Source organism: Ornithinimicrobium sp., assembly GCF_030537745.1.
In the GTDB taxonomy this organism is placed as follows: Bacteria; Actinomycetota; Actinomycetes; order Actinomycetales; family Dermatophilaceae; genus Ornithinicoccus.
The window spans coordinates 33,616-44,295 of record NZ_JAUNVI010000023.1; the positions used below are offsets into that span (position 1 = coordinate 33,616).

The window sequence follows — 10,680 nt, forward strand, 5'->3', positions numbered from 1 at the left end:
AGTAGAGGTCCATGATCGAGGCCGAGTAGTACGTGCACTAGGCCGGGCCGTGGAGTTCGTGAGCGACCAACCCCACCCTTGAATCGGGCCATAGAGTCTGCACCACGCTCGGACCACAGTGACACAAAACAGGAGACAGTCCCCGGCTCCCACATGGCGATGGCCCACTCGGTCATGGAGGAACCGTTCTGGGGGATGACGTCACACCCCTGCACAGTCACCGGACGCCCAGGAAGGTGCACGAGGGCCCGCTCACGCGTCACGGTCGGACGGGCGCCCGTAGAGGCTGCTCGGGGGCCGCTGGGGCAGGCTCAGGGGGCGCCGTCCCGGTGTTCGTCGCGGTCATACACGAACTCGTGGTCTGCCGACACTAGACCGAGAATGAAGAAGAACACTCGACGTCGCCGCCCGTGGTAACGCTGCCGGAACCGCTCGCATGCTGCCTTCCGTCGAGCGTGAGGAATGAGAGGGAGGAAAGGCCTCTAGGATGGTCTGCACGGTATGGACACTCGCCTGTCTGTTCCGAGGCCCTGGCCGGTGTGAAAACCACCGAGCCGGGGCCGATCTATGTGGACCGCCGGCCGACACTTGAGTGCCCGTAGGGTGCCCGAGCCTCCCAACCGACCTGTAGAACATGAGGCGGAGGGGATGCAAAACGCCCCTGACCTGCTGTTATCCGCTAGTCAGGGGCTGTTCGTGCTGGTGGGCGATACTGGGATCGAACTTTTGAGAGAGGGGCCTACCACATACCCCTCTCCACCGTCCACTTTGGTGCTAAACTCGCAGGTCAGAGGGCATATCGGCACGGGACAAAGATGGACGCGTCTGGACAGGTTTTGACGCCGTTGTTCCTCGTATATTCCTCGAAAGGCGATACTGGGAGGACACAAGTTGACTCACACGGACCATCGTTCCCGACGGGGGTTCGGGCGTGTGGAGCGTTTGAAGTCCGGTCGCTTCCGGGCTGCCTACACCGGGCCCGACGGTCGTCTGTACCGGGCCCCGATGACGTTCGACGCTAAGGACGACGCCATCGCCTGGCTGTCTGCGCGCCGTGCTGAGATCGGTATGGAGGTCTGGGCGCCACAGGCCGCTGCTCAAGGGGCACGGCGACGGGAGTCCCCGACGTTCCGTGCCTACGCCGAGCTGTGGCTGGAGACCCGCCGGACGCGGGGGCGCGAGCTGCGCCCGACGACCGCTCAGCAGTATCGGATGCTGCTGGAGCGGTTCATCTATCCGACGTTCGGCGAGGAGCGCATCGACCGCATCTCGCACGAGGACGTCAACACCTGGTACGACCAGTTGGCTCCTGGCCGGGAGACCGTAAGGGCGCAGGCGTACAGCCTGCTGCGCACGATCTTCGCCGGTGCCGCGTCCGTGCGGCCCACTCCCCTCATCCCGTACAACCCGGCTCACATCCGCGGCGCCGGGAACGCCAGGCGGGCCCACCACGTGGAGCCGGCGACCCTGTCGCAGCTCGAGGCGATCGTCACCGAGCTGCCCGACCGCTACCGGCTGATGGCGCTGCTCGCTGCATGGTGCGCGCTGCGCTTCGGAGAGCTGGCCGAGCTGCGCCGTGGTGACGTCGACCTGCGGACCGGGCGGGTCAAGGTCCGCCGTGGCGTGGTGCGGGTCGGCGGCGAGTTCATCGTCGGCCCACCCAAGAGTGATGCCGGCGCACGCGACGTCGCGATCCCGCCCCATCTGCTCGCCACAGTCAAGGACCATCTGTCTCGGCACACCGCAGCCGGCAAGGACGCGCTGCTGTTCCCCGCCGCGGCAGACAGCGACCGGCACATGGCGCCGTCCACGCTCTACAAGGTCTTCTACCCGGCGAGGAAGGCCGCGGGTCGCCCTGACCTGCGCTGGCATGACCTGCGCCATACCGGCGCCGTCCTCGCGGCCCAGACAGGTGCGACCCTTGCCGAGCTCATGGGTCGCCTCGGCCACTCCACCCCCGGCGCGGCGATGCGCTACCAGCACGCCGCCGCCGACCGTGACGCCGAGATCGCCAGGAGGCTCTCGGAGTTGCACAGCAGGACGGCTCTGGGATGAGTCCCGATCGGCGTCGTCACCGCAGGGCGTCCACGCCGAGGTCGAAGGCACCTGCGGTGCGCACGGCTCTGTCGTCGGACGATGCGCGTGCGATCGTCTTCTTCGGGCGGCACGAGGACGAGGGTTGAACTGCTACCCGTCCGGAGTGCGCGCCAAGATGCGGGCCGCCCTGGTCGCCGTCGAGACGGCGCCAAGAAGAGGTTCAGTGGCGACGCCTACTGGGAGGCGATGAAGGGGGACATGAGCGGCTGGTTCGAGGTGCGGATGGACGGACAGGGAGGTCATCACTACCGGGTCTTCTGCCTCCTCGACTACGTGGCCGAGGGCCAGACCAGCCGCTGCTGGATGTCGTTGACGGGCGGGACAAGCCCATCCGGACGACGTTGTCGGAGGCCGACTACACCGCGGTCCGCAGGTTGGGCGGGAGTACCGCAGACGAAACCCCGGTCCGTCAGGCCGGAGGCCCCGTCCTGGGCGTACGCAACGTGCGCAGATGCTCGGCGAGCTTGATCGGGTCGGCTGTCCGACCCTCGAGCAAGGGCTGGGTGATCAGGCTTCTTTCGGCCCTGGGGATGGGCTCGACAGTGATGCGCAGCCCGAGGGCGGCCGCCACCTCGGCAAGCGTGCCCAGGGTCGGGTTGGCCACTCTCGGAGGACAGCAGCCGACGGATGGTCGCTGGTTCCTTGTCGATGGCCCGCGCCAGCTCGGCCTTGGACAGCCCCGCTGCCGCGCGCGCGTCGTCGATGGCGTTGACGACCGAGTCGATGGTGGAGATCCGCATGGACTCCACGACGTACTCCCGGAGGAACTCCGGGTCCTGCAGGTCGCGGCTCAGATCCTCCCAGAACGCGGTGTGCTTGCGCATGCGCTCACCTCCTGATCGCGGCACTACCGTAATATATACGTTACGCATCGGGGGTGCCGCTGCGACGGCTGGAGGACTCGCGGCAGCCGTGGGGGCTCGACGTCGCCTCGAATTGCCTCGCCGTCAACAACTTTTCCGGGGGCTCACCCAACTTTTCCAGGGACGTAGCCAAACTTTCCCAGAGACGTGCCCGATTTTCCTGGAGACGTTGGCTCTGACCTGCGGCGATTCCCGCCATAGGCCCTCCGGCGTCGGTGCTTCGACGGAAGACCAGGGACGCGCGCCTCCCCTGGGGGAGACGTTCCCGGGGGCGCGCTGGGGGCGGGCCCTGACCTGCGACAACGTCGACATTCGCGTCACGAGGGCGTGCCCAGCAACGCACGGGACGACGTCGTCAGGGGCGCGGGCGTGAGCGCGGGGGGGACGCTTCCGGAGACGTAACCGGGAGCGCACTCACGTCATCGTCTGGGCCACATCGACGCGGTGTGGAAGGAGACGACGATGAGCTTAGCGATCTGTCTTGGGGTGGACACCCACGAGCGACCGCCCATGCGGTGGGCGCGGGACCACTGGCATGACTGGGGCCGGACCGAACCGGGGCTGTTGGTCGTCTCGGACCTGCTCGACCTGCCGCGCCGGCTGGGGCAGACGGCACCGGAAGGGAGGGATGCGGTGCTGGCGGCACTCGCCCGCACGGCCGAGCACGACGTGGGAGCGGTCTCGGTGATCACGTGGCTCCTGGTCCCGGGAGCGGTGAACCTGGCTAGGCAGCTGGCCGACCTCTCCCCCGACATCGACGCTCTGGTCGCCGGACAGCTGTGGTTGACAGTACGGTCCTACCGCGGCGACCCGCCGCGACGCGTCGCGGCCACGCTGCTGGCCCGGACCCGGCGCGAGGTGATGGCCGACCTCGGTGTCGGTGACGCGGCGCTGCGTCGCGACCGCGTCTGGGCATCAGCGGTCCCGATGGGGACGGTCCCGGAGGCGCCCGACCTCGACGCCGTGCCGGACCCCGAGCGCGAGCTGGCCGAGCTTCTCGAGGACGCTACCCGGTCGGGCGCTCTGACCCGCGAGGACCGAGCCCTGCTCTGGGACGTGGCCCGGGAGGCGGCGCGGCTCAACGTACCGGCGCGACGGGGCCGGGGCGGCCTGATGACCCCGTCGGTGGCCGAGCTTGTCGCCGAGGACTACGCAGCGTCGGCACGCACGGTCCGTCGCCGGGCAGCCGGGGCCGTCGCCGGCCTCCAGGCGTTCCGCCGGTCGACCCCGTGACCCACCTCCGGCGTCAGCAAGTACGGGCGGCCAAGTCTCTGCGACGCGCTCCGCTAAGCGCTGGTCCGCCGACGACTGTAGACGGATCCGTCTACACCGGGCTACGCTGGTCTCATGGGTGAGACGACGACGATCCGTATCAGTCGGGACACGCACGCACGGGTGACTCGGCTCGCGGCCGAGCGCCACGAGACGATCGACGAGACCGTGAGCAGCGCGATCCGGGCGCTGCGTCAGGACGCGATGGGGCGCGACCTGGCGGCTGATCTCACGGCCGAGGAGAGCGCGTGGCTGGATGCTGACGCCGGGTGACGTCGTCGAGCTCGATCTCGGGATGCCCTCGGGCAGCGAGGCGGGACTTCGGCGCCCGGCCATCGTGGTGACCGCCTATCGGGTCTTGCGGGGGGAACCGAACGTCGTCCAGGTCGTTCCCTTGACCCGGACGCTGCGTCACAGCAGCACGGAGGTGCTCATCGATCCCGACGAGGGCAACCGGCTGGTGGCGCCCTCGTCGGCGCAGTGCCAGCATGTGCGCTCCGTCGCCACGACGCGCATTCACGAACGCACGGGAAATGTGGGCCCGGTCGTCCTTGGCGAGGTCCGCGAGACGCTTGCGTTGCTCATGGACCTGTGACTGGCCGCGCGGGACGGCTTCCGGTCAGTCACCTTCAGCAACCACCGGCATCCGGGGCTCAGCGGCTAGGACCGTGCAGGGCGGGACCGGAGGGGGCAGGACTGCGATCCTCTGGCCGCATCCGCACCCGTTTCGGCTCGGTCCGGCGGGAGGGCGGTGCGGCCTGGGGCTGGGGGTCGATCATGCGGAACCACAGTGCCGAGGTGGCCTCGTCGTCGGGGAGCGGACCCTGGGCTCTCGCCTGCTCCAGCCGGTCGGGTACGTCGACGCCGGCACGGTGCAGACGGTCCAGCCGCTGCGCCAGCTGCGGGGTGAACCAGTCCCGGTGTCCGACGTGCTCGACGATGAGACGCTCCCAGTGCCGCAGCGCGTCGGGCAGCTGACCGGTGACCCTGCAGGCGAGGCCGCGTGCGTGCCGGCCGGCCGCTCCCCCGCCGTCCAACGGTCCGACCGGGCGCGAGTCGGTGTGGTCGATGCCTCTGGCGGCCCGCCACACGGTGAGATCGGCCAGGAGGTCAGGACTGATGTGGGGCGCGAGGGGCGCCGCCCACCGCTGGCCGGCAGTGCTTGCCTGGCGCACCTGGGCGGCCAGCGACTGGACCCGTTCGGCTCGGGCGGTGAGGTAGCCGGCCCAGACGGGATCGGCGCCCAGCCGCTTGGGGATGGCGGGCAGCCACGGCAGCGGACCGGACGCCGGTCTGCGGTCCAGGCGCGAGAGCAGGACGGCGGCAGGGTCGTCGGCGTCGCCGAGCCCCCGGTAGGTGGACGCTTCCGTGAGGGCTCCGACGGCGTCGCGGCCGTCGGCCTGGGTGAGCATCAGGTGGGCCCGCAGGCTGGGCCAGGCCGGGGCGTGGGGCAGGCCCGGGACCAGAGCCTCGGCGGCAGACTCCAGGTGATCGCCCCAGCCGGGGCCCAGGAGCCTCTCGGCGCCGGCCAGGACTCCGTCCTCGTACCTTTCTGCTGCGTCGTGAAGCAGCACCGCCGGGTCAGCCGCTCGTGCCCTCTCCGTGGTCGCCGAGACCGCCGCGCCGTCACGTGCCAGCACGCCCTGCAGAGTCTCGGTCGCCGTGGCCGGGCTGGTCGTCTCGATCAGCGGCAGGGTGTGCCCGTCTGTGTCGGTGGGCGACACCACGTGCACGTGGTTCTCGTGCCGACCCCGGGTGAGCATGGTGTAGAGCAGCTGCCGAGACTCCTGGCCGGTGACGATGCCGTGGACAGTGTCGGTGGTGAGCCCCTGGGCCGTGTGCACGGTCGCTGCGTACCCGAGCTCGACGTGCTGGGCGACGTAGCCGACCGGCAGCCTGGTCCGGAGTCCGGAGCTGAGGTGACGGACGCTCACGGTGGGTCCGTCGACGGCGGTGACGGTCCACCTGTCGCCGTTCTTGACCCAGTCGGTGCGTCCGACGCCCAGCCGTCGGTCGTTGCGTCGGGTGATAACGACGTCCCCGGCGGAGGCGTGCGTGCCATCGGCCAGGGCCACCTCGCGGCCGGGAGTGCTGTTCCCCAGGCGCGCGGCCCTGGCGCGGGTGTTGAGGCTGGCGACGAGCTCGCGGGTGGGTGCGAGCATGAGGCTGTCCCGCCCGCTAGCGCGGTCCCGGGACCAGGCGGTGAGGACGGACTCGACGGTGGTGGCGAGGTCCCCGACGTGCACCCGGTTCCGGTCCAGGTAGAACCCGAGTGCGGAGGCGTCGCCGGCCCGCAACGCCAGGGACGCCTGTGCCTCGGCGGGGTCGGCGAACCGGACCACCTCATCGAGGCGTACGGCGCCGTGGGCGGTGGCGATGTCGCGCAGCGCTCCGCCGGCGCCGACGGCGGCGAGCTGCTGGTCGTCGCCGATGAGACGGACGCAGGCGCCCCGCGCCAGGACGTGGCTGATCACCCGGTCCAGGGTGAGCGTGTCCGCCATACCCGCCTCGTCGACGACCACGAGGGTGTCCGGGCCGATTGCCTCGTCCAGCTGGGAGGGGCGCTCGTGGTCGAGGTCGTGGACGAGCTTGGCCAAGGTCTCGGACGGTACGCCGGTCGCCTCGGCGAGGACGGTGGCGGCGGCCGCGGACGGGGCGAGTCCGATCACTGGACCGACGTGGCCGCGCCAGGCGTCGGCGAGGACCCGCACGGCGGTGGTCTTGCCCGACCCGGCCGGGGCCAGCACGAGCTGCACCCGGCGACCACTGCAGGCCAGCGCCAGGACCAGGTCCGCCTGCCCGCGGTTGAGGTCCCTGCCCTGCACGGACGCCTCGAGCACCGCGAGCTGAGCGTCCTCACAGGCGAGCGCAGCACCATCGCTCCGGCCGGCGGCCGAGGTGATCCGCTGCTCAGCCTGAAGGACCCGAAGGCTGGTGTAGTGGTCGCTGCCGGTGTGGCGGTACACGCTGGTGCCGTCGCGTCGCCGCAAGCCCTCCGGCTCGCCGATGGGATCCAGGTCCGGGGTGAGGTTGACCGAGCGCGCCACCGTCGCCGCGTCGACGACCCGCCCCACGACGTCAGCGACCATGCTCGGGTGCAGGTCCAGGCCACGGACCTGACGTTGGGCCTCGGCCTGCAGGTGCCAGACCTGCCAGGTGGCCCGCCGCGCCTCGACCTCGGCGACCACCCGCTGCGCCGCCTCGCCGACCCACTCGTCGGTGACCTCCTGCGTCGGGCGGCCTGCCTGGCCCTGCACGGTCGTCACCATCTGCTGGATACCCTCCACCCCGAGCACCCCGGCCGCCTCCGCCCACCACGTCTCGCGCTGCGCCGTCAGGGATCGCGGCTCGTGCTTGGCCGCCCGGGTCTCCAGGTTGGCCCGCTGAGCCAGGGCGATCTGCTCCACCGGTGTCGGCGGCCGCCCGTGCGCCTCCAGGAACTGCCGGGACAGCACCTCCTGCCGGGCGGTGATGTCACCCCGGCGCCGGGACCACAGCTCGCACAACCTGAGGTCGACCCCCTCGACCTCACGGACCGGCCGCCTGTCGCCGGTCCCGCCCGGCCGCTCGACGAAACGGACACCCAGGGCAGCACGCAGGTGAGCCTCGACGGCAGTGTTGTAGGCCTCCGACGCGGCGACGACATGCTGGTGCAGCACCCGCCCGTAGATCGAGAGCCACTTGCCCTCGAGCGTCTGCACCTTGTTGGCGACCGCGACGTGGGTATGCAGGTCGGGGTCGCCGTCGCGAGAGTCCCGGTGGGTGAAGGCCGCCGCGATCAGGCCCCTGGTCTCGACCTGGCGTGCCCCGTTCTTACCCTCTCGCGTGTACAGCACCTGCCGCTCGAGGAAGGCCAGCGCGTCCTGCACCGCGGCGTCGTGCGCGTCCGCGACCGTCCTGGAGATCTCTGGCGGGGCGATGGCCCACAGTGTCGACACCGACTTCACCGGGCTGAACGTCAGGTCATACCCGGCCACGGCGGTCCGCTGCGGCCGCGAGTACCGAGCCACCGCCGAAGCCAGCTCCCGGGCATCACGCGGCTCCCTCCCCTGCTCGCGGACGAAGAACTCCCGCGCCACCTCGCTGCGCGCTGCGGCGACCTGCTCCAGCTGCTCCGCCGGCTCGGTCGAGTCGTCAGCACGTGCGTCCAGCCGGCGGGCGACCTCCGCGTCGAACCCTCCCCCGTCGCTGTCGTAGACCCGGTAGGGCGCACCCAGCGCCACACCTGTCAACGGGTGGCGGCCGGCGCCGAACAGGTTCGCCATCTGCTCCGAGGTGACGCGGTCGCCGGACTCGAGCCCGTCGATCCCGACCAGGCCGGACCCGGCCCAGCGACCGGGCGACTCACCCTTGGCCGCGTAGTAGTCCTCCAGCCCTCGGCGACCGATCCCGGTGTCGTCCCCCGCCGCGACCTGGCGGGTGAGGTACTCATACCCCGACCCCGCCGACAGCTTGTGCAGCGTCATCGTCACGCACCCCAAGGCCGCAGGCAGCTGGCGAGTGGCCACGGAGTACTGGTGGACAGCCCTATTCGAACCGTTCCTTATAGGGGCTCTCCTGACCTACGAGTTGGTTCGGAGAGCCCGGATGCTGCGGGCAGGGCCGCAGCAGTAGGTGGCATCTGATCCCACACCTTGCCGATGTGGACACACCTTCCGGGCCAGCGTGCTCGCGTACGGCGCGCGCCTTCAGGAGGTGGTGAGTCGCCGCGGCCTGGGCCACGGGCCGAGCCAGCGCTCCCAGGGTAGAAAGGCGCTCCAGCAGATTGCGGTCGGCAGGAAGTGGATGCCGAGCAGTACGAAGGTGCTGAGGTGGAAGCCGATGAAGAAGAGCACGACCAGCCAGCGCCGGTGCTCGCGCACGAGGAAGACCAGCGGCGCGGCCAGTTCGAGCACCAAGGCTCCCCACTGTCCGGCGCGCAGCAGCAGCGCGTGCTCGACGAGCAGCTCGTTGACTGGGTTGGGGCGGCGCAGGAAGGCCCACACCAGTGTCCCCGAGTTCGCCCAGCGCAGCAGATCCCAGTCGTTCAGGACCATCTTGGCCAGCACCGACCCGGTGTAGGTGAAGACGGTGAGGATCTGGATCATCCGGAGCGCCCAGCCGGCGGACTCCGAGGGGGTGCGGTCGGCATACCGGCAGGTGCCTGCGGTCGGGAGCAGCAGGAGGCCGACGACGATCGCCATGTGGTCGTGCGCGACGTACCCGAAGCTCATGCCCCACACGCACCAGATGAGGTAGCACCCGGCCAGCAGACCGCCGCCAACGTGCTGGACCCACGCCGGGGCGCGAGTGGTCCCGCCAGTGGCCAGCCCCAGCAGCCCGGCCGCGACACCGGTCAGGACGAGCAGGGAGGTGGCCTGGCCCGGCGGCGGCAGGTGCAGCAGCTGGGCGAGCACGACCGGGTCGTAGAACTCGGGAGTCCCTGCGCGGTCGCGTGGCGAGCGGAGGAGGAAGAGCGCGTCGATCAGGGCCACGGTGCCGATGAGAACCCGCACCCAGGCCACCCTGGCCCGGGGGACCAGCGGGAGCCACCAGTCGAGAACCCGGGCCGCGCCGGTCCGGGTAGGGTATGCCGCGGTGGCGGTGCTCATGCCGGGCGCGCCACGGACGAGGGGCTCATGGCGTGTTCATCCAGCGCAGCACCATTCGCTCCGTCGGCGGCCCCACCCGGCCGCCCCCGCGCAGGGTGTCGACCCGCTGACGCACCTCCAGCGCGACCAGGTCGGTGCCGGGGTGGTTGTCCGCGTAGGTGCGGGCCACGGCGCCCAGCGGCGAAGGGTCCTCGCGCAGGCCCCTACCGAGGGCGATCTCCAGCTCGACGCGGGTCAGCCCGGCCGTCTCGGCGCGCAGCGTGATCGGTACATCCCGGCCCTGCGCGTCCACACCGACGAGATAGGTGTTGACGACCTTGCCGTCTGGGTCGCGGGCCACCGCATACTGGCCCAGCATCCCCAGCGGGAACCAGTCGTCATGCCGATCCAGCTGCGCCACGAGCAGGATGCCGAGGATCACGGCGGCTACGGCTAGCCGCACGGCCCTGCCCACCGCGCCCATGCGGTGAGGGTATGCCGTCGGCCGCCAGCTGGCGGGAGTGCCACGCGCGGGCCCGTCGGTAGCCCACCGGCGGTGAAGGCGCTGCGCCACGTCGTTGTCGGAGAACATCCCGAGCGTGCAGACGCCGTGCTGCGCCATCGCCCACCGTAGGCCGGCCGAGATGGGCTCGGCCCAGCCCCTGCTCGCGGGCGTGCGTGGCAGTGCGCATACCCGCCAGGTGCGGCACGCATGAGCGTTCGGTCTCGGCGGCGCCGACCTCCAGCAGCTCACCGTCTGGGCCGCGCACGCCCGACCCAAGGGGCCAGTCACAGGAGTCCTTATAGGTTGGCGCTATCAGGAGCATGGTCGTAGACATTCGGTGTGTGGCGAGAGCGCAAAGTGCTCCCCCAGCCAT

General features: G+C 70.7%; 8 protein-coding genes. 4 read left to right on the forward strand and 4 right to left on the reverse strand.

Features of this window, described 5'->3' with window-relative positions; all coding sequences use genetic code 11:
* Window positions 1-1,005 precede the first annotated feature (1,005 nt).
* Window positions 1,006-2,055: a site-specific integrase gene (locus tag Q4P07_RS06965; RefSeq protein ID WP_303374183.1), complete on the forward strand. Its 1,050-nt coding sequence runs from the start codon at window positions 1,006-1,008 to the stop codon at window positions 2,053-2,055.
* A 311-nt stretch (window positions 2,056-2,366) separates the two neighbouring features.
* Here the strand turns inward: Q4P07_RS06965 and Q4P07_RS06970 are convergent, their stop codons facing one another.
* Window positions 2,367-2,921 (reverse strand): hypothetical protein, encoded by a 555-nt coding sequence (locus Q4P07_RS06970; protein WP_303374184.1) that lies wholly within the window; start codon window positions 2,919-2,921, stop codon window positions 2,367-2,369.
* 501 nt (window positions 2,922-3,422) lie between these two features.
* On the opposite strand from Q4P07_RS06970, the gene Q4P07_RS06975 reads away from it, so the two are divergent.
* The 3 genes from Q4P07_RS06975 to Q4P07_RS06985 all read left to right on the forward strand — a co-directional run bounded on the left by Q4P07_RS06975 (window position 3,423) and on the right by Q4P07_RS06985 (window position 4,827).
* Window positions 3,423-4,193 carry a hypothetical protein gene (locus tag Q4P07_RS06975; RefSeq protein ID WP_303374185.1) on the forward strand — a complete coding sequence of 257 codons (771 nt, stop codon included), beginning with the start codon at window positions 3,423-3,425 and terminating at the stop codon, window positions 4,191-4,193.
* Window positions 4,194-4,307: 114 nt separating this feature from the next.
* On the forward strand, window positions 4,308-4,505 hold the full coding sequence (locus Q4P07_RS06980; protein WP_303374186.1) for a hypothetical protein: 198 nt from the start codon (window positions 4,308-4,310) through the stop codon (window positions 4,503-4,505).
* Entirely contained in the window at window positions 4,489-4,827 is a 339-nt protein-coding gene (locus Q4P07_RS06985) for a type II toxin-antitoxin system PemK/MazF family toxin (protein WP_303374187.1), read from the forward strand. Before Q4P07_RS06980 ends, Q4P07_RS06985 begins: the two co-directional genes overlap by 17 nt.
* A 58-nt stretch (window positions 4,828-4,885) precedes the next feature.
* Here Q4P07_RS06985 and mobF read toward each other — a convergent pair whose 3' ends face one another.
* The 3 genes from mobF to Q4P07_RS07000 form a co-directional block, all read right to left on the reverse strand.
* The gene (gene mobF / locus Q4P07_RS06990) at window positions 4,886-8,698 is read right to left on the reverse strand and encodes a MobF family relaxase (RefSeq protein ID WP_303374188.1); all 3,813 of its coding nucleotides are present in this window, start codon (window positions 8,696-8,698) and stop codon (window positions 4,886-4,888) included.
* A gap of 222 nt (window positions 8,699-8,920) precedes the next feature.
* Window positions 8,921-9,823 carry a hypothetical protein gene (locus Q4P07_RS06995; protein ID WP_303374189.1) on the reverse strand — a complete coding sequence of 301 codons (903 nt, stop codon included), beginning with the start codon at window positions 9,821-9,823 and terminating at the stop codon, window positions 8,921-8,923.
* Between the two features lie 25 nt (window positions 9,824-9,848).
* Window positions 9,849-10,424, reverse strand: coding sequence for a hypothetical protein (locus tag Q4P07_RS07000; RefSeq protein WP_303374190.1), 576 nt, complete (start codon window positions 10,422-10,424; stop codon window positions 9,849-9,851).
* Between the last annotated feature and the right edge of the window lie 256 nt (window positions 10,425-10,680).

Coding starts and splice junctions, on each gene's coding strand:
- Q4P07_RS06980 (WP_303374186.1), top strand. CDS start 4,308: ATGGGTGAGACGACGACGATCCGTATCAGTCGGGACACGCACGCACGG.
- Q4P07_RS06985 (WP_303374187.1), top strand. CDS start 4,489: ATGCTGACGCCGGGTGACGTCGTCGAGCTCGATCTCGGGATGCCCTCG.
- Q4P07_RS06970 (WP_303374184.1), bottom strand. CDS start 2,921: ATGCGCAAGCACACCGCGTTCTGGGAGGATCTGAGCCGCGACCTGCAG.
- Q4P07_RS06965 (WP_303374183.1), top strand. CDS start 1,006: ATGACGTTCGACGCTAAGGACGACGCCATCGCCTGGCTGTCTGCGCGC.
- Q4P07_RS07000 (WP_303374190.1), bottom strand. CDS start 10,424: ATGGCGCAGCACGGCGTCTGCACGCTCGGGATGTTCTCCGACAACGAC.
- Q4P07_RS06995 (WP_303374189.1), bottom strand. CDS start 9,823: ATGAGCACCGCCACCGCGGCATACCCTACCCGGACCGGCGCGGCCCGG.
- Q4P07_RS06975 (WP_303374185.1), top strand. CDS start 3,423: ATGAGCTTAGCGATCTGTCTTGGGGTGGACACCCACGAGCGACCGCCC.
- mobF (WP_303374188.1), bottom strand. CDS start 8,698: ATGACGCTGCACAAGCTGTCGGCGGGGTCGGGGTATGAGTACCTCACC.